We start from the raw sequence: 18,866 nt of genomic DNA, 5'->3' as shown, positions 1-18,866 counted from the left end.
TATCGATTTATTTCAAATGCACCTTCAACTCATCCGCAGCCTGCCGCATCGCAGCCTGCACTTCCGGCACATTCGCCACCACGTTCAATAAACCGTAGTCGTGAATCATGCCGTTGTAGCGGACGCTGGTGACGGCAACTCCTGCTGCATCCAGCTTGCGGCCATACGCTTCGCCTTCGTCACGCAGCACGTCTTTCTCCGCCGTCTGAATCAGTGTTGGTGGCAAACCCTTCAACTGTTCGGTCGTTGCCTGCAATGGCGATGCGTAGATTTCCTTGCGCTTGGCGGCGTCGGTCGTGTAGCTATCCCAGAACCACTTCATCATGTTCTTGGTGAGGAAGTGACCTTCGGCGAATTCGTTGTAGGAACCGGTCTCGAAATTGGCATCGGTGACCGGCCACAGCAATGCCTGGAAGCGCAGCTTCGGTCCGCCCTTGTCCTTTGCCATCAGTGCGACGACGGCTGCCATGTTGCCGCCGACGCTGTTGCCTGCAACGGCGAGACGCTTGCCGTCGACGTTGATTTCCTTGCCGTGTGCGGCGACCCATTTGGTTGCGGCATAGGCCTGGTTGATGGCGACGCCGTAGCCTGCTTCCGGCGAGCGTGTGTAATCGACATAGACGGCGACGGCACCGGAGCCGGAAACCAGATCGCGGATCAGGCGTTCATGCGTCTGATAGTCGCCGAGCACCCAGCCGCCACCGTGGAAGAACATGAAGGCCGGCAGCGTGCCCTTGACGCCGGCCGGACGCACGATGGTCAGGTTGATCTTCTGGCCATCGACGTTGATTGTTTTTTGCGACACATCCGCTTTCGGCAGGGTCAGCTTGACACCCGCTTGCGCTCCGACGAGGACGTTGCGCGCATCGGCCGGCGACAGTTGCTCGATCGGCTTGCCGCCGCCGGCTTCCAGCGCTTCGAGGAATTTCTGCGTGTTGTGTTCGACACCGGCGCTGCCGGCTGCGAAGGCGTTGCCGATGGCGAGACTCAATACGGAGAGGCCGATGATTTTCTTGAGCGAAGTCATGATGATGCGTCCTTTCGAAAGCGGTAGTCGCAATGGTTGTGTTATCTAGTTGCGTTTGTCGGTTTATACGATGGTCAGCGTGACGTCGATGTTGCCGCGCGTTGCATTCGAATACGGGCAGACGATGTGTGCCTTGTCGACCAGCGCCTGCGCTGCAGCGCGATCCATGCCTGGCAGCGAAATCTTCAGTTCGACTTCGATCGCGAAACCGGTCGGGACCTGGCCGATGCCGACGTTGCCTTGCACGTTGGCGTCTTTCGGCACGTTGATCTTTTCCTGCGAAGCGACGAATTTCATCGCGCCGAGGAAACAGGCGGAATAGCCTGCGGCGAACAGTTGCTCCGGATTGGTGACTGCGCCGCCTGCGCCGCCGAGTTCCTTCGGCGTGCCGAGTGCGATGTCGAGCACACCGTCGGACGATACGGCGCGGCCGTCACGGCCACCGGTTGCGGTTGCTTGAGCGCGGTACAGAACTTTGTTGATGACTGCCATGATGTTTCTCCTTCAGTGGTGAATAAAAAGTTGATTCAAGAAATCAGCGATTCAAATTGCACCGGCTCGCCGCCTGGCCGGGTTTGACTATATGTCAATAAATTTACATATAAAGCGATTAAATAGTGCACTATTTAAATTTCCTTGAAAAAGCGGTCGCGCCGCTTCTTCCCGTTACTTCTATGTGACTTCCTTCTATTTGCTTCTACGTCTGTTGCAATGTTCTTGCGCTTGACTGGCACTCAGTTGGCACTCACTTGACATCTAAGCGCTCTTTGCCAGCTTGGCGCGCAACGTTTCCAGTTGCCCCTTCATCGCCAGCACTTCATCGATACTGCATTCGGTTGCGCAAAACACGCTGTCCTGCACGGCTGCCGCCTTGTTCCGCAGGGCATCACCTTCGTGCGTCAACGCGATGATGACCTGGCGCTCATCGCTGGCGGCCCGGGTACGGCTGACCAGCCCTGCCGCTTCCATCCGTTTCAGCAACGGCGTCAGCGTTGCCGAATCGAGGAACAGACGCCCGCCGATATCCGATACCGTCAATTCGTCCTGTTCCCACAGCACCATCATCACCAAGTACTGCGGATACGTCAGGCCCAGTTGCGGCAGCAGCTTGCGGTACACCTTGCTCATTGCCAGCGAAGTCGAATACAGCGCAAAGCACAGCTGGTTGTCCAGCTTAGGCACGTCGGCCTTGCTGGTCGTCTCAACTGCCGTGCCGGCGGATTTGGCTGATTTCGATTTCATGAGTCGAATAATAAATAGCACACTACTTAATTGCAAGCGATTTTTATCGGTTGTGGCAAAAAAGTTTCAACAGCCATTTACGGCATGAAAAAGTACAATCTGCGCCTCGGTCCGTCGTATTACACATTATTGATACTCGGCGGGCCATGGAGTGATACATTCCGCGAAACCGGCTTCCATGCCGGCTTGCCAAAGAAACAAAAGGAGGAGTTTTCGATGAATACGTTGCTGCGGCTATCCGGCTGGATAGACTGGGTCGGCGAACGCATCGGCCGCGTGGCCAATGTGATGATCCTGCTGTCCTGCCTGATCAGCGCGACCAATGCGCTGATCCGCTACGGTTTCGACTGGAGCAACAACTGGGCGCTCGAACTGCAGTGGTATCTGTTCGGCGCTGCCGTGATGCTGGGCGCTTCGTACACGTTCCAGCGCAATGAGCACGTGCGCGTGGATCTCGTATACGGCAACGTGTCCGAACGCAGGCGTATGTGGATCGACATCTTCGGCATCATCTTCTTCCTGCTGCCTGCCTGCGTGCTGTTCTCCTATCTGTCGTGGGTTTCGCTGTTCATGCCGTCGTGGGACATCCTGGAGCAATCCAGCAATGCCGGCGGCCTAGCCCGTTATCCGATCAAGTTCATCGTGCCGGTCGGCTTTGCGATGCTGATATTCCAGGGTATTTCCGAACTGATCAAACGCATCGCGGCCCTGCGCGGCCTCATTACCATCGAATCGAAGTACGAAAGGCCGGTCCAATGATTCCAGTCGAATACATGCCGCCGCTGATGTTCGGCGGCCTTGTCCTGTTCATGCTGATCGGCTTTCCGGTCGCCTTTTCGCTGCTGGCCCTCGGCCTGTTCTTCGGCTTCATCTCGATCGAGGAAGGCTTCTTCGGCGTCAACTATCTGCAGGCGGTGCCGCAACGCATCTTCGGCAACGTGCTGGCCAACGACCTGCTGCTGGCGATTCCGTTCTTCACCTTCATGGGGGCGATCCTCGAGAAATGCGGGCTGGCTGAAGAGATGCTGGATTCGATGGGCCAGCTGTTCGGCCCGATCCGCGGCGGCCTCGGCTATGCGGTGATCCTGGTCGGCTTCGTGCTGGGTGCGATCACCGGTACCGTGGCGGCACAGGTCATCACGATGGCGCTGATCTCGCTGCCGGTGATGATGCGCTACCGCTACAACGTGCGCTACACGACCGGCGTGCTGGCCGCATCCGGCACGATCACGCAGCTGGTGCCGCCGTCGCTGGTGCTGGTGGTGCTGTCCGACCAGCTGCGCACGCAAACTTCCAGCGCCGACGTCGGCAGCATGTACCTCGGTGCATGGGGTCCGTCGCTGATGCAGATTGCGCTGTTCGTCGCCTATACCTTCCTGCTGTCGCGCATCAAGCCGGACTGGCTGCCGGCCGTGCCGAAGGAAGACATCACGCTGCACGGCTGGGCATTGTGGCGCAAATGTCTGCGCGGCATCATCCCTTCCGCCGTGCTGATCTTCATGGTGCTGGGCACGATGATGCTGGGTATCGCCACACCGACCGAAAGCGGCGCGATGGGTGCGCTCGGCGCCGTCGTGCTGGCCGTGATCCGCGACAAGGAATTCACGCAGCGCGATCGCTGGTTCATGCGCATCAGCATGGTCGGCCTGGTACTGGCCGCCGCGATCAGCGTGGTCTTCTATACCGACTACGTCGGCGTTTCCGATGGCGCCAAGCCATTCCTGCAGGCGGCACTGGCAGCGACCTATCTCGGCATCGCGTGGCTGGTCTATCGCGCCACGCGCATCCGCGATCTGCGCAACCTGATCGTGCAGGGTTATCAGTCGACGATGCGCCTGACCTGCATGGTGGTCTTCATCCTGATCGGTTCGACCTGCTTCTCGGTGGTCTTCCTCGGCGTGGACGGCGGCACCTGGGTCGAGCATCTGTTCACCGGCCTGCCCGGCGGATGGATCGGGTTCGTGATCGTCGTCAACCTGTTCATTTTCTTCCTCGCCTTCTTCCTCGATTTCTTCGAGATCGCCTTCATCGTCGTGCCGATGCTGGCACCGGTTGCGGAGAAAATCCTGGCGCCGGTGCTGCTGGCCAGCATGGGCAGTCCGGAAGCCGCATCGCAGGCAGCACTGGTGTGGTTCGGCGTGATGCTGTGCGTGAACATGCAGACTTCGTTCATGCACCCGCCGTTCGGCTTCGCGCTGTTCTATCTGCGCGGCGTGGCGCCGAAGGAAGTGAAGAGTTCAGACATCTACTGGGGCGCGCTGCCGTGGGTCGGCCTGCAGATCCTGATGGTGATCCTGGTGATCTCGGTGCCGCAGCTGGCTACCGGCCTGCTGGACAAAGGCACCGTGACCGATACCTCGCAAGGCTTGATCATTGAGCAGCAGATCAACCAGGGGGCCGGAGACTGGGCTCCGCCGACGTTCGGGCAATAACTCCTTTCCAGCAATACTCGGTGGCGGAAAGCTGCCGGCGAAAAGAGGACATGGCGCAAGCCCTGTCCTCTTTTTTCATCCATGCGAAATACCTGTCGTGCAGCCAGCCGGCAAATTTGCCGTTTATCCATGATCAGCCGCTACGGCAGAACCACGACGGGGACACGCGACAGGTACAATACGCGCTTAATTTTGCGCTTCATTTCCGCCCCGCGGACAAGGGAAGGCTCTTTGCTTCCCGTGTTTTTCAGGATTTTCGACAGCATGACCGACCATAACGCCGACGACCAGGACGGCAACCGCAAACCCCTTTTCTACGACCCGTCCGAGCGCCGCATCCGCAGCTTCGTCACGCGCGCCGGCCGCGTCTCCACGGCGCAAGGCCGCGCGCTGGAAGAACTCGGCCCGCGCTTCATGATTCCTTACGAAAAAGCGCCGCTGGACACGACACAGGCATTCGGCCGCAACGCACCGACGATTTTCGAAATCGGCTTCGGCATGGGCGAGACGACGGCGACGATCGCCGCCGGCATGCCGGAAAAGAATTTCATCGGCGTCGAAGTCCACACACCGGGTATCGGCAGCCTGCTGAAACTGATCGGCGAAAAAGAACTGAACAATGTACGCATCGTCCAGCACGACGCCTACGAGGTGCTGGTCAACATGATCGCGCCGGCATCGCTGTCGGGCATCCATGTCTTCTTCCCCGATCCGTGGCACAAGGCGCGCCACAACAAACGCCGGCTGATCCAGCCGCCGATGGTCGAACTGCTGTCGTCGCGCCTCGCATCGGGCGGCTATCTCCACTGCGCGACCGACTGGCAGGAATATGCGGAACAGATGCTGGAAGTCCTGAACGCAGAACCGACATTGAAGAATACGGCAGACGGTTATGCGCCACGGCCCGATTACCGCCCCGTCACCAAGTTCGAGAATCGCGGTCTGAAGCTGGGCCACGGCGTATGGGATCTGGTGTTCCAGAAGCGATAGCGCTTCCCCTCGAACCGGCATGACGTCACGAATGGCAAATACGTCCACATCCGTCGATGCCGGGATTCAACATCACGCCAGTCAGCCCGAATGGGAAAACTGGTTGGCGCTGCACCATCAGAAATCGCAAGGGGTGTGGCTGCGTATCGCAAAGAAGGATGCCGGGCAGATATCGGTCAGCTATGCCGAGGCGCTTGAAACGGCATTGTGTTTCGGCTGGATCGACGGCCAGAAGAAGGCACTGGACGAACATTACTGGCTCCAGCGCTTTACGCCGCGGCGGCCGCGCAGCATCTGGTCGAAGACGAATTGCAAAAAAGTCCTGGCATTGATCGAACAAGGTCGCATGCAACCGGCAGGGCTGAAGGAAATCGCATTGGCGAAAGAAGATGGCCGATGGGTCAATGCCTACGATTCGGCAAGCACCATGACCATGCCGAAAGATCTCGCCCTTGCCCTCGATGCCGAACCGGCCGCTGCAGCCTTCTTTGCAACGCTTGACAGCGCCAATCGCTATGCCGTGCTATGGCGCGTGCAGACGGCGAAGAAAGCGGAAACACGCGCGAAACGCATCAGGCAATACGTCGACATGCTGGCGCGGAAGGAAAAAATCCATTCCTGACGGCGCGCCTTCATTCAATGTCACGCACGAACGATAGTCATCAAGCCAGTCCCCTCGTTCAATCGACACCCGCCCCCTCCAGCAGGGCGACGATTTCCTCGCCATACGTTTCCAGCTTCTTCTCGCCGACGCCACTGACGCCGCGCAGCTCATTGAGCGATGCCGGTTGGGTCTTGGCGATTTCGCGCAACGTCGCGTCGTTGAAGATCACGTAGGCCGGCACGTTGTGCGTACGCGCGGTTTCCATGCGCCACCAGCGCAATTTTTCGAAGATCGTCTGCTCGGCAGCCGACAGATCGGTTTCGACAAATCCCTTTGGCTTGCCCGATGTGCGTCGCGCCTTGACCGGCTTCTGATAGACGCGCAACTGCACGCGCTCGCCACCCTTCAATACCGGACGCGCGGCGTCGGCCAGTTTCAATACGCCGAACGCTTCGTGATCGACGCTGACCAGTCCGAGCGCAATCACCTGCCGCAGGATCGCACGCCACTCCGCTTCGCTGCGGTCGGAGCCGATGCCGAACGTCGATAACTGTTCGTGACCGCGCTGCCGGATTTTTTCCGAATCGACGCCGCGCAACACATCGAGCACGTGCATCGCACCGAAGCGTTGATCAACACGGTAAATGGTGGACAGCAGTTTCTGCACATCGACGGTGGCATCGTAGGCGCCGGGCGGGCTGATGCAGGTATCGCAATTGCCGCACGGCAACGATGACTGGCCGAAATAATCGAGCAGTCGCGTACGACGGCAGTGCAGCGTTTCGCACAAACCCAGCATCGCATCGAGCTTGGCGCTCTGCACACGCTTGAAGGTTTCGCCCGCTTCCGATTCGTCGATCATGCGGCGCTGCTGCACCACGTCCTGCAAACCGTAGGCCATCCATGCGCTGGCCGGCAAGCCGTCGCGGCCGGCACGGCCGGTTTCCTGGTAATAGCCTTCGATGCTTTTCGGCAGATCGAGATGCGCGACGAAGCGCACGTCCGGCTTGTCGATACCCATGCCGAACGCGATCGTCGCTACCATCACGATGCCCTCTTCACGCAGGAAACGCGCCTGATTGCGGCTGCGCACTGCCGTCTCCATGCCAGCGTGATAGGCCAGCGCATTGAGGCCATGCTCGTTCAGGAATTCGGCGGTTTCTTCGACCTTCTTGCGCGACAGACAGTAGACGACGCCGGCATCACCGGCATGCTCGCTCTGGATGAAATCAAGCAGCTGCTTGCGGCCGTTAGCCTTCTCGACGATCTGGTAGCGGATGTTGGGCCGGTCGAATGACGACACGAACATGCGCGCATCTTCCAGCTGCAGGCGATGGATGATTTCCTCGCGCGTCTGGCTGTCGGCCGTTGCCGTCAATGCGATGCGCGGCACTTGCGGAAAGCGCTCGTGCAACACCGACAACTGGATATATTCGGGACGGAAATCGTGCCCCCACTGCGATACGCAATGCGCCTCGTCGATCGCGAACAAGGCGATCTTCGCGCTTTCCAGCAAGGCCAGACAGCGCGAGGTCATCAGGCGTTCCGGCGCGACATACAGCAAATCCAGATCACCGCCGCGCAGGCGACGCTCGATCTGCAGCGCTTCGTCGAAACTTTGCGTGGAATTGAGGAAGGCGGCGCGCACGCCGACTTCGGCCAGCGCATCGACCTGATCCTGCATCAATGCGATCAATGGCGAAACGACGACGCCGACACCATCGCGCAGCAAGGAGGGAATCTGGTAGCACAGCGACTTGCCACCGCCGGTCGGCATCAGTACCAGCGCATCGCCGCCGCGTGCAACGACGTCGACGATATCGGCCTGTTCGCCGCGGAACGACGAATAGCCGAAGACGGTTTCCAGTACATGCAGCGCACGCGCGCCAAGATCACCCTGCGTATTCATGGCGCGCATCTTACCAACAATTACTCGGACCAGACGACCCAATCGTAATGCGCGCTCAGCAACACGAACAGGCCGAACACGATGCGGTAGTACGCGAAGAAGGTGAAGTCGTGCGTGCTGATATAGCGCAACAGCCAGCGCACGCAAAAGAAGCCTGACACGAAGGCCGCAAAGCCTCCCAGTGCGAACATCGGCACATCGGACATCGACAACAGATCGCGTGCCTTGTAGACCGAATAAATGGTGGCGCCGAACAGCGTCGGAATCGCGAGGAAGAACGAGAACTCGGTTGCCGCCTTGCGCGACAGGCCGAAATACATGCCGCCGATGATGCTGGCGCCGGAGCGGCTGGTACCGGGAATCAGCGCGAAGGCCTGTGCGCAGCCGACCTTCAGCGCATCGACAATGCTCATGTCGTCCACCGATTCGACGCGCACCTTGTGCAGGCCGAGGCGATTGGCGCGTTCTATCCACAGGATCAGGAAGCCGCCGACGATGAACGCGATCGCCACCGGTACCGGCGTGAACAGTTTCTCGTTGATGACACTGGCAAACATCAGGCCGAGCGCCGCGGCTGGAATGAAAGCGACGATGATGTTCAGCACGAATCGTTGCGAACGCCGCTCGCGAAACAATCCGCCGCTGATATCTGCAATACGCGCCCGGTATTCCCAGATCACCGCCAGCAAGGCGCCGGTCTGGATCGCAATCTCGAACACCTTGACCTTGGGGCCGACGAAATCGAGCAGGCTGCCCGCCAGAATCAGGTGACCGGTCGATGAAATCGGCAAGAATTCGGTCAGGCCTTCGACGATGCCCATGATGATGGCCTTGAGCGCGAGAATCGGGTCCATGCAGTGATATGTCAGTAAAAAGTGGATATAAAAAAACCCGCCGGTGAAGACGCCGTACGGGTTCCGATGATGGATGCTTCCCTGCCGTGCGCCCATCGGCGCGCGGCCCAAAGGTTACCATGAGCATGCGCACAACCGGACGGAATCTGTCGCCTTGCACCGAACCGGCTGCCGTACCGGGCGTTTCGACTCACGCTGTTGTCATTCGTTCCAGTGTTGCCAGATAAATCATCGCTTCGTCGCGCGATGCACCGCACATTTCCGGCTCCGGCATCAGGCTGCCGCAGACTGCAGGCCGCTCCGGCCGGCCGAAGATGCGGCAACGATTGCGCTCGTCCAGCTGCACGCAGCGTACGCCGGCCGGCTTACCGTGCGGCATGCCGGGAATCGCCGACGAAATCGACGGTGCAGTGCAACAAGCGCCGCAATCGGGACGGCAAATCGCTTCGGACATCGGGCCTTGCCCTTCAACATGCAAAGGCCGCATTGTACCGTTCGCACGTGTGCCGACCCGGCCGTCATTTCCGTGTCTGCAACAATTCACGGCATCTGTTCCGTTCTGTTGCGGCATGGCATGCATCCTTTGCTAAAATAGCGGTTTTCTCCATTCAGCTATCCGAGCCACGCCATGAACATCGAACAAGCCCGTTTCAACATGATCGAACAGCAAATTCGTCCCTGGGACGTGCTGGATCTGGACGTTCTCGAACTGCTCGTCGTCGTCAAGCGCGAATCCTTCGTGCCGCTGGCCTATCGCGCACTGGCCTTCGCCGACAGCGAGATCCCGCTGCCGCACGGCGAACACATGCTGGCACCGCGCGTCGAAGCACGCATCCTGCAGGAACTGATGGTCAAGAAACATGAGAACGTGCTGGAAATCGGTGCAGGCTCGGGTTACATGGCAGCGCTGCTGGCGCATCAGGCGCGCCACGTGACGACGGTCGAGATCGAACCGGAACTGAAGACGCTGGCGGAAAAAAACCTGGCCGATTACGGCGTGACCAATGTCGACGTCGTGCAGGCCGACGCGTCGCAGGGTCTGGACAACGGCCAGCAGTACGACGTGATCGTCGTCTCCGGTTCGCTGCCGGTGGTACCTGAAAAGCTGCTGTCGCAGATCAAGGTCGGCGGCCGCATGTTCGTCGTCGTCGGCAATGCGCCAGCAATGACCGCACAGATCATCACGCGCACCTCCGACGTCGCCTACGACACCGTCGGCGTGTTCGAAACGCTGATCAAGCCGCTGCGCAACGCCGTCGCGCCATCGCACTTCAAGTTCTGAGGATACGATGCAGCACCTGACCGCGCCGGAAGTGGCCGCCCTGATCGCCGATGCCGGCGATGCGCATGTCCTGCTGGACGTGCGTGAACCTTGGGAGTTCCAGACGTGCCACATCGCCGGTTCGGTTTCGGTGCCGATGAACACCATTCCCGGCCAGGTCGATCAGCTGGACCGCGATGCTTCCATCATCTGCATCTGTCACCACGGTGCCCGCAGTCTGCGGGTTGCACAATTCCTCGAAGCCAACGGCTTTGCGCAGGTCACCAATCTGACAGGCGGCATCCACGCCTGGGCACAGCAGGTCGATCCTGCGATGCCGACCTATTGAGCAGTACTGCTCGCCCTCCCGGAAGCTGCATGCATCTGGCCCGATCCGTTACGCTGATTGCCGGCCTGCTGCTTTCCCCTTTTTTTCACGCTAACGCGCACGCAGCGGATTTGCTGCAGGTTTATCAGGATGCGCTCGTCAACGATGCCGTCTATGCCAGCGCCCGCGCGCAACTGGCTGCCGATCAGGAACTGTCGGTACAGGGCCGCGCCAATCTGCTGCCGCTGGTCGGACTGTCGGGCACACGCGAACGGATACGACGCGACGACACGCCGAACGTGACGTCGAACAGCTACGCGCTGTCGCTGTCGCAACCGTTGTTCGATCCCGCAGCATGGCAGAACTACGAACAAAGCAAGCTGGCCGTAACGGCTGGCGAAGCAGCCTTCTCCGTCGTGCAGCAGGATCTGATCCTACGCACCGCGCAGGCGTATTTCGACGTATTGACCGCGCAGGATGCGCTGGCCTCGCTGGAAGCGGAAAAGACCGCCATTGCAGAACAACTGGAATCGGCCAAACGCCAATTCGAAGTCGGCTCGGCGACCATCACCGATACCCATGAAGCACAGGCTCGCTTCGACTTGGCGACGGCGCAGGAATTCGCCGCACGCAATACGCTGGACGTCACCCGCGCTGCGCTGCAGCAGATCATCGGAAAAGCACCCGATGAACTGGCGACGCTGCGCACCGGTATCGACTTGCAAAAGCCGCAACCAGTGCAGATGGATCAATGGGTGCATCGTGCGGAGCAACAAAATTTCGACGTCGTCAGCAGGCAGCTGGCGCTGGAAATCGCCATGCGCGAAATCACACGCAACCGTTCCGGCCATTATCCGACCGTCGATCTGGTCGCCAGCCGCAGCAACACGCGTCGGCGCAACGACGTTCTGGGCCGCGATGACAACGGCCCCGAAACCTCGGTCGGCGTGCAATGGTCGATTCCGCTGTTCAGCGGTTTTTCGGTGACCAGCCGCGTACGGCAGGCGATTGCACTGGAAGACAAGGCGCGCGCCGATCTGGAAACATCGCGCCGTGCCGCTGCACAAAGCGCGCGGCAGGCTTATTTCGGCGTGACCAACGGGCTGGCACAGGTAAAGGCACTGGAAGCGGCGGAACGATCGAGCAAATCGGCACTGGATTCCAACCTGCTCGGCTATCAGGTCGGCGTGCGCATCAACATCGACGTGCTGAATGCGCAGCAGCAGCTGTATGCGACGCAGCGCGATCTGGCGAAAGCGCGCTACGATACCTTGATGAACAGCCTGCGATTGAAGGCAGCTGCAGGCACGCTGCGGGAAGAAGATCTGGTTCGCATCAACACCTTGCTGACGGCACGCTGAAGCGGTGCGATCTGACCCTTCCGCTCCCGCTGTTCTTATTTCATCCGCAACGATGGCGCATAGCGCAGACTGTCGAGGCAAGCGTCGATCAAGCGCTCGGCTACCTGCGCCAGATCAAAAATGCTTGGGGCAAACAACCAGTTGTTCAGCAGTCCGTTGATGTGGCTGTGCAGCGTCAGCACCGCCAGATGCACATCCAGATCTTCTGGAAGCTGGCCCAGCGAGATAGCCTCCTTCAGAATCCTTTCCGTGGTTTCCAGCCAGTTCATATGGCATTCGTTCTGGCGAATCCAGATCGGATCGTCACGGTCGACCAGCTCGCACTTCAGAAACAGGATATCCAGAATGCGGCGCGTACGGGGCATCAATGCCACTTCCTGCAATAGTTGCACCCACGAACTGCGCAGATGTCCCAGAGGATCGTTGAGAAACTGGGGGGCCGGGGTCTGCATCAAGGCCTCCGCCGGCAAGCGCACCCGCTCCACCATGGCTTCGAACAGTTCGCCCTTGTTCTTGAAATGCCAGTAAATGGCACCGCGGGTAACGCCCGCGGCGTCCGCCACATCCGCCAGCGAAGTTTGCGCGACCCCTCGCGCGAACATGACTTCCTCCGCAGCATCGATGATGCGGTTGCGCGTCTCCAGCGCTTCTTCTTTTGTTGAACGAGCCATTTTCGATTCAGCTTCCTGTTGTCACAAATTTCGGCTAATTTCGTTATGCTTGAGGCAATGATTGCCGTTAATACATACATTCACGTATGTATGTATAATACCCGAGTTTGCAAGACCGCCTCCAGAAAAGAGAGCACCGGAACGGACAGGCCCACTGGTTTTCCGCTTCCTCCCTCCGCGCTTTCGTTTCTATCAGCTTTACCCGTTTTCTTTATTACCGGAACTGTCGCTTCACGGCGATAGAGCGATTCACTCACTGTGCGAGATGTCTATGAGTTCACTCCCCCGTCTTTCCCAAATTGGCGCATCCCTGTTCATGCTGTACGCAATCGCCGGCTGCGGCGGTAAATCGGAAGGGCCGGCTGCGCCGCCCCCGACGGAAGTGTCCATCGTCACCGTCAAGCCTGCCCCGCTCGCCATCACCAACGAAATGCCGGCACGCATCGAAGCCAGCCGCGTCGCCGAAGTGCGTGCACGCGTTCCCGGCATCGTGCTCAAGCGCACCTTCAAGGAAGGCAGCGATGTGAAAGCCGGAGCCACGCTGTTCCTGATCGATCCGGCGCAGTTCAAGGCCGAATACAACAGCGCCGAAGCCTCCGTTCAGCGCGCGGAAGCGACGCTGCTGCAAAATCAGTTGAAGGCCAAGCGCTACAAGCCGCTGGTCGAGACCAACGCGGTCAGCAAGCAGGAATACGATGACGTGGTCGCCGCCGAGAAACAGGCTGCCGCCGATCTCGCTTCCGCCAAGGCTGCCCGCGAAACCGCCAAGCTATCGCTCGGCTACGCCACCGTGACGTCGCCGATCTCCGGCCGTGTCGGCCGCGAACTGGTGACCGAAGGCGCACTGGTCGGCCAGGGCGATGCAACGCCGATGGCCGTCGTGCAGCAGATCGATCCGATCTACGTCAACATGACGCAATCCAGCACCGAAGCGCTGCAGTTGCAACGTGCGATGGCCAGCGGCCAGTTGAAGAGTGCCGGCAAAGATCAGCTGAAAGTCACGCTGGTGACGGAAGACGGTCGTGAATACGCGCATCCGGGCAAACTGCTGTTTACCGACTTGACGGTCGACCCAAGCTCCGGCGCCGTCACCTTGCGCGCCACGTTCCCTAACCCGGAACGCCTGCTGTTGCCGGGCATGTATGTGCGTGCGCGCGTCGAACAGGCGGTTGACGAAAGCGCCATCACGGTGCCGCAGCAAGCCGTCACCCGTACGCCGGGCGGTTCGGCCGTCATGGTGGTGGATGCCAACAACAAGGTGGCTTCACGTCCTGTCACCACCGGCAATGCAAGCAACAATTCGTGGGTGATTACCGACGGCCTGAAGGAAGGCGATCGCGTCATCGTCGAAGGATTGCAGAAGGTCCAGCCGGGCGCCACCGTCAAGCCTGTCCCGTGGCAGAAGGCGGCACCAGCCGCAAATGGTGCTGCAGACGCTGCAGGTACCGCAGCGCCGGCTGCTCCTGCAGCTTCGGCCAAGAACGCAGAACAACCCAAGTCGAAGTAAGGGAGTACCGTAATGGGTAAATTTTTCATCGACCGCCCGGTCTTCGCCTGGGTGCTGGCCATCTTCATCATGCTGGCCGGCGCCCTTGCGATTACCGGTCTGCCGGTCGCACAGTATCCCAATATCGCGCCGACAACGATCGTCATCACAGCCAATTATCCGGGTGCGACTGCGCAGACTCTGGACGACAGCGTCACCAGTATCATCGAGCAGGAGATGAACGGCGCCGATGGTCTGCAGTATGTCGAATCGCAAAGCCAGGCCAACGGCCAGGTGCAGATCACCGTCACCTTTTCCGCGGATACCAACGAGGATCTCGCGGCAGTCGACGTGCAGAACCGCCTGAAACGCGTCGAAGCCCGTCTACCATCCGTCGTCACGCAACAAGGCTTGATCGTCACGAAGTCGCGCAGCAACTTCCTGATGTTCATCGGCCTTTCTTCCACCGACGGTTCGCTCGATCCGGTGGCGCTGGGCGACTACCTGTCGCGTAACGTCTTGAATGAAATCCGCCGTATTCCAGGCGTCGGCCAGGCGCAGCTGTTCGGTACCGAACGCGCGATGCGCATCTGGATCGATCCGAACAAGCTGGTCGGCCTGAATCTGACGCCGGGCGATGTCAGCACCGCGATCCGCAATCAGAATGCGCTGGTGGCCGGCGGCACGATCGGCGACCTGCCCAGCCCGAAGGATCAGCAGATCACGGCAACCGTGGTCGTCGAAGGACAGCTGACCACGCCTGAGCAGTTCGGCAACATCGTCCTGCGCGCCAACAAGGACGGCTCCACCGTGCGCCTGCGCGATGTCGCCCGCATCGAGGTCGGCGGCCAGACTTACCTGACTTCGGGCCGTCTTGACGGTGCTCCCACCTCGTTCATCGGCGTGCAGCCTTCTCCGACCGCCAATGCGCTGGGAACCGCGACCGCCGTGCACAAGAAGATGGAAGAACTGTCCAAGTACTTCCCTGCCGGCGTGAAATACACGATTCCTTACGACACGTCGAAGTTCGTCAAGATCTCGATCGAGGAAGTGGTCAAGACGCTGCTGGAAGCGATCGTGCTGGTGTTCCTGGTGATGTACCTGTTCCTGCAGAACATCCGCTACACGATCATCCCGACCATCGTGGTGCCGGTGGCGCTGATGGGCACGTTCGCCACGCTGCTGGTGTTCGGCTTCTCGATCAACGTGCTGACGATGTTCGGCATGGTGCTGGCGATCGGCATCCTGGTCGACGATGCGATCGTCGTGGTGGAGAACGTCGAGCGCATCATGAGCGAGGAAGGCCTGTCGCCGCGCGATGCGACACGCAAGGCGATGGGACAGATCAGCGGCGCGCTGATCGGTATCACGCTGGTGCTGATCGCGGTATTCATTCCGATGGCCTTCTTCGGCGGCGCAGTCGGTGCGATCTATCGCCAGTTCTCGCTGTCGATGGTGGCATCAATGGTGTTCTCGGTGCTGATGGCGTTCACGCTGACGCCGGCACTGTGCGCAACCATCCTGCTGCCGGTCGAGGCCGGCCATCACCATGAAAAACGCGGTTTCTTCGGCTGGTTCAACCGTCGCTTCAACAAGACGGCGAACGCCTACCAGGGCTTCATCGGCAAGATGCTGACGAAGACTACCCGCTACATGATCGTGTATGCGCTGATCGTGGCCTGCGTCGGCCTGCTGTATGTCCGCCTGCCGGCTTCGTTCCTGCCGAACGAGGATCAGGGCTACATCATCACCAACATCCAGCTGCCACCGGGCGCGAGCACCGCGCGTACGCTGGAAGTGGTGAAACAGGTGGAAAACTATTACATGAAACAGCCGTCGGTCGAACATGCGATCGGCATTCTGGGCTTCAGCTTCTCCGGTAACGGCCAGAATGCGGCGCTGGTGTTCACGCCGTTCAAGGACTGGAGCGAACGCGGTGCGGGCGAAACCGCCGATGCGATCGCCGGCAAGGCATTCGGCGTCTTCTCGCAGATCAAGGACGCCATCGTGTTCCCGTTGAACCCGCCGCCTATCCGCGAGCTGGGCAATGCGACCGGTTTCACCTTCCGCCTGCAAGATCGTTCGGGCCAGGGGCACGATGCACTGGTTGCCGCACGCAATCAGTTGCTGGGCATGGCAGCACAAAGCAAGGTGCTGGCCGGCGTACGTCCGGAAGGTCTGGAAGATGCACCGCAACTGCAGCTGGACATCGACCGCGACAAAGCCAATTCGCTCGGCGTGCCGTTCGAGACGATCAACACCGTGCTGTCGACGGCGCTGGGTTCGTCCTACATCAACGACTTCCCGAACCAGGGACGCCAGCAGCGCGTCATCGTGCAGGCTGACGCACCGCGCCGCCTGCAGCCGGAAGACCTGATGAAGCTGTATGCACGCAGTGCCGACGGCACGATGGTGCCATTCTCGTCGTTCATGACGTCGAAGTGGATCACCGGTCCCGTACAGCTGATCCGCTACAACGGTTATCCGGCGATGAAGATTTCCGGCGGTCCTGCTCCCGGCCGCAGTACCGGCGAAGCGATGAACGAGATGGAATCGTTCATGGCCAAACTGCCGCCGGGCTTCGGCTTCGAATGGACCGGTCAGTCGCTGGAAGAAAAGACTTCCGGTTCGCAAGCGCCGGCGTTGTACATGCTGTCGCTGATCGCGGTGTTCCTGGTGCTGGCGGCGCTGTATGAGAGCACGTCGATTCCGCTGTCCGTGATGCTGGTGGTGCCGCTGGGCATTCTCGGCGCACTGCTCGGCGTGACGCTGCGCGGCATGCCGAACGACGTGTACTTCAAGGTTGGCATGATTGCGGTGGTCGGGCTTTCAGCGAAGAACGCGATTCTGATTATCGAGTTCGCCAAGGATCTGCAGGCGCAAGGCAAGGGATTGATCGAAGCGACGCTGGAAGCAGTCCACCTGCGTTTCCGTCCGATCATCATGACGTCGATGGCGTTCATCCTCGGCGTGCTGCCGCTGGTGATCGCCTCCGGCGCCGGCTCCGCAAGCCAGCGCGCCATCGGTACCGGCGTGATGGGCGGCATGATCACGGCGACGGTGCTCGCCGTGTTCCTGGTACCGGTGTTCTTCGTGGTGGTTCGCAGCATCTTCAAGGGCAGCGAACGCCAGCGCCGCATGTATGCCGCGCACAAGCCACGCAACGAGGATGAAGAAATATGATCAAGCAAATGACGTTAAGCCTGCTGGCAGCAGGCGTACTGAGCGGATGCTCGATGGCGCCGACCTACCAGCGCCCGGAAGCGCCGATCGCGACCGCTTATCCGGACCAGGCCGGCCAGGACAAGGCAGCGCAGGATGCGCAGGCAGCCAATCAGCAAAAGGTATCGGAAATCGGCTGGCGCAACTTCTTCCCGGATCAGCGCCTGCAAGCGCTGATTTCCACCGCGCTGGAAAACAACCGCGACCTGCGCGTGGCGGCTCTGCGCATCGAGGAAGCGCGTGCGCTGTACAACATCCAGTCGGCCGACCGTTATCCGAACTTCGACATCTCCGCCACCGGCCAGCGCGCCCGTGTACCGGCTTCGCTGTCGACGACCGGCACCTCGGTCGTCACCAGCAACTATCAGGTCGGCCTCGGTCTGGCTGCATTCGAGCTGGATTTCTTCGGCCGCGTGAAGAGCCTCAGCGATGCGGCCCTGGCGCAGTACCTGTCCACCGAAGAAGCACAGCGCGCTGCGCACATCAGCCTGGTTGCGGAAGTCGCCACCGCCTACCTGACGGAACGCGGCTATGCCGAACAGCTGGAACTGGCGCGCCAGACCTACGAGACGCGCGCCGATGCCTACAAGCTTTCCAAGCAACGTTTCGATGTCGGCGCATTGTCTGCACTGGATTTGAAGCAGGACGAATCCTCGATGCAGACCGCGCGCGTTGCGCAACTGGCACTGGCGCGCCAGCGCGCGCAGGCATGGAACGCCCTGACGCTGCTGGTCGGTCAGCCGCTGACGGATCTGCCGCCGACCGAACCGCTGTCGAAACTGGATCTCGCGACCAATCTGCCATCCGGCCTGCCCTCCGACCTGCTGACGGAGCGACCTGATATCCGCAGCGCCGAGCAGGCATTGATTTCGTCCAATGCAAACATCGGTGCGGCACGCGCAGCCTTCTTCCCGCAGATCTCGCTGACGGCGGGCGTTGGCACGGCCAGCAACGAGCTTTCCGGCCTGTTCGATGCCGGTTCACGCGCCTGGTCGTTCGCACCGCAACTGGTGCTGCCGATCTTCCAGGGCGGCCGCAACATTGCCAATCTGAAGCTGTCCGAAGTGCGCAAGAACATCGAAGTCGCCAACTACGAGAAGACGATCCAGACTGCCTTCCGTGAAGTATCCGATGCGCTGGTGGCACGCGGCCTGCTGGACGAACAGATCGAGGCGCAGCTTCGGATGCGCGATGCGGAAGCCGAACGCCTGAAACTGGCGACCCAGCGTTTCGACAACGGCATCGCCAGTTCGCTGGACGTGCTGGATGCGAAGCGCGGCCTGTTCGCTGCCGATCTGGAACTGGTGCAGGTGCGGCAACTGCGTCTGACCAATGCGGTCGACCTGTACCGCTCACTGGGCGGTGGACTGCTGGAAAATACCCCGACAGCCGCAACGGCTCCGACGGCGCCGCAGACAGTGCAGTGACAAAAACTGTTCTCCAATGAAAAGAGGCCCTCACGGGCCTCTTTTATTTTGC

Annotated in this window: 17 protein-coding genes; 10 read left to right on the top strand and 7 right to left on the bottom strand. The window is 60.2% G+C overall.

Annotation, left to right across the window (positions count from 1 at the left end):
- Positions 1-7 precede the first annotated feature (7 nt).
- The 3 genes from IEV40_RS06390 to IEV40_RS06380 form a co-directional block, all read right to left on the bottom strand.
- Entirely contained in the window at positions 8-1,027 is a 1,020-nt protein-coding gene (locus IEV40_RS06390; protein WP_188420175.1) for an alpha/beta hydrolase, read from the bottom strand.
- A gap of 63 nt (positions 1,028-1,090) precedes the next feature.
- Positions 1,091-1,519: an organic hydroperoxide resistance protein gene (locus tag IEV40_RS06385; protein ID WP_188420174.1), complete on the bottom strand. Its 429-nt coding sequence runs from the start codon at positions 1,517-1,519 to the stop codon at positions 1,091-1,093.
- A 264-nt stretch (positions 1,520-1,783) separates the two neighbouring features.
- Positions 1,784-2,269, bottom strand: a complete 486-nt coding sequence (locus IEV40_RS06380; protein WP_188420173.1) for a MarR family winged helix-turn-helix transcriptional regulator — start codon at positions 2,267-2,269, stop codon at positions 1,784-1,786.
- A 216-nt stretch (positions 2,270-2,485) separates the two neighbouring features.
- Between IEV40_RS06380 and IEV40_RS06375 the strand changes: the two genes are divergently transcribed.
- From IEV40_RS06375 to IEV40_RS06360, 4 genes are all read left to right on the top strand, one after another.
- Complete coding sequence (locus tag IEV40_RS06375) at positions 2,486-3,028, top strand: TRAP transporter small permease subunit (protein WP_188420172.1); 543 nt, start codon at positions 2,486-2,488, stop codon at positions 3,026-3,028.
- Positions 3,025-4,701 (top strand): TRAP transporter large permease, encoded by a 1,677-nt coding sequence (locus IEV40_RS06370; RefSeq protein WP_188420171.1) that lies wholly within the window; start codon positions 3,025-3,027, stop codon positions 4,699-4,701. Before IEV40_RS06375 ends, IEV40_RS06370 begins: the two co-directional genes overlap by 4 nt.
- A 264-nt stretch (positions 4,702-4,965) precedes the next feature.
- Positions 4,966-5,691: a tRNA (guanosine(46)-N7)-methyltransferase TrmB gene (gene trmB / locus IEV40_RS06365; RefSeq protein WP_188420170.1), complete on the top strand. Its 726-nt coding sequence runs from the start codon at positions 4,966-4,968 to the stop codon at positions 5,689-5,691.
- 31 nt (positions 5,692-5,722) lie between these two features.
- Positions 5,723-6,313 carry a YdeI/OmpD-associated family protein gene (locus IEV40_RS06360; protein WP_188420169.1) on the top strand — a complete coding sequence of 197 codons (591 nt, stop codon included), beginning with the start codon at positions 5,723-5,725 and terminating at the stop codon, positions 6,311-6,313.
- A gap of 58 nt (positions 6,314-6,371) precedes the next feature.
- Here IEV40_RS06360 and recQ read toward each other — a convergent pair whose 3' ends face one another.
- The 3 genes from recQ to IEV40_RS06345 all read right to left on the bottom strand — a co-directional run bounded on the left by recQ (position 6,372) and on the right by IEV40_RS06345 (position 9,512).
- Positions 6,372-8,213, bottom strand: a complete 1,842-nt coding sequence (recQ, locus tag IEV40_RS06355) for a DNA helicase RecQ (RefSeq protein ID WP_188420168.1) — start codon at positions 8,211-8,213, stop codon at positions 6,372-6,374.
- An 11-nt stretch (positions 8,214-8,224) separates the two neighbouring features.
- Positions 8,225-9,058: an undecaprenyl-diphosphate phosphatase gene (locus IEV40_RS06350; protein ID WP_188420167.1), complete on the bottom strand. Its 834-nt coding sequence runs from the start codon at positions 9,056-9,058 to the stop codon at positions 8,225-8,227.
- Between the two features lie 190 nt (positions 9,059-9,248).
- Positions 9,249-9,512: a YkgJ family cysteine cluster protein gene (locus tag IEV40_RS06345; RefSeq protein ID WP_188420166.1), complete on the bottom strand. Its 264-nt coding sequence runs from the start codon at positions 9,510-9,512 to the stop codon at positions 9,249-9,251.
- Positions 9,513-9,686: 174 nt separating this feature from the next.
- On the opposite strand from IEV40_RS06345, the gene IEV40_RS06340 reads away from it, so the two are divergent.
- The 3 genes from IEV40_RS06340 to IEV40_RS06330 are packed head-to-tail and all read left to right on the top strand — an operon-like array spanning position 9,687 to position 12,008.
- Positions 9,687-10,340, top strand: a complete 654-nt coding sequence (locus IEV40_RS06340) for a protein-L-isoaspartate O-methyltransferase family protein (RefSeq protein WP_188420165.1) — start codon at positions 9,687-9,689, stop codon at positions 10,338-10,340.
- A gap of 7 nt (positions 10,341-10,347) precedes the next feature.
- The gene (locus IEV40_RS06335) at positions 10,348-10,668 is read left to right on the top strand and encodes a rhodanese-like domain-containing protein (RefSeq protein ID WP_188420164.1); all 321 of its coding nucleotides are present in this window, start codon (positions 10,348-10,350) and stop codon (positions 10,666-10,668) included.
- A 29-nt stretch (positions 10,669-10,697) separates the two neighbouring features.
- The gene (locus tag IEV40_RS06330) at positions 10,698-12,008 is read left to right on the top strand and encodes a TolC family outer membrane protein (RefSeq protein ID WP_188420163.1); all 1,311 of its coding nucleotides are present in this window, start codon (positions 10,698-10,700) and stop codon (positions 12,006-12,008) included.
- A gap of 35 nt (positions 12,009-12,043) precedes the next feature.
- Here IEV40_RS06330 and IEV40_RS06325 read toward each other — a convergent pair whose 3' ends face one another.
- Positions 12,044-12,679, bottom strand: coding sequence for a TetR family transcriptional regulator (locus IEV40_RS06325; RefSeq protein ID WP_188420162.1), 636 nt, complete (start codon positions 12,677-12,679; stop codon positions 12,044-12,046).
- 271 nt (positions 12,680-12,950) lie between these two features.
- Here IEV40_RS06325 and IEV40_RS06320 point away from each other — a divergent pair, with 271 nt between their 5' ends.
- From IEV40_RS06320 to IEV40_RS06310, 3 genes are read left to right on the top strand one after another with little or no spacing between them, the layout of a single operon-like run.
- Complete coding sequence (locus IEV40_RS06320) at positions 12,951-14,186, top strand: efflux RND transporter periplasmic adaptor subunit (RefSeq protein WP_188420161.1); 1,236 nt, start codon at positions 12,951-12,953, stop codon at positions 14,184-14,186.
- A 12-nt stretch (positions 14,187-14,198) separates the two neighbouring features.
- Positions 14,199-17,348: an efflux RND transporter permease subunit gene (locus IEV40_RS06315; protein ID WP_188420160.1), complete on the top strand. Its 3,150-nt coding sequence runs from the start codon at positions 14,199-14,201 to the stop codon at positions 17,346-17,348.
- Entirely contained in the window at positions 17,345-18,814 is a 1,470-nt protein-coding gene (locus IEV40_RS06310; protein ID WP_229723996.1) for an efflux transporter outer membrane subunit, read from the top strand. The genes IEV40_RS06315 and IEV40_RS06310 overlap by 4 nt, the downstream gene beginning before the upstream one ends.
- The last annotated feature ends 52 nt before the right edge of the window (positions 18,815-18,866 follow it).

The sequence above is a fragment of the Oxalicibacterium solurbis genome (assembly GCF_014635845.1).
Lineage (GTDB): Bacteria > Pseudomonadota > Gammaproteobacteria > Burkholderiales > Burkholderiaceae_D > Oxalicibacterium > Oxalicibacterium solurbis.
This window is presented reverse-complemented; position numbering and strand designations above follow the sequence as displayed.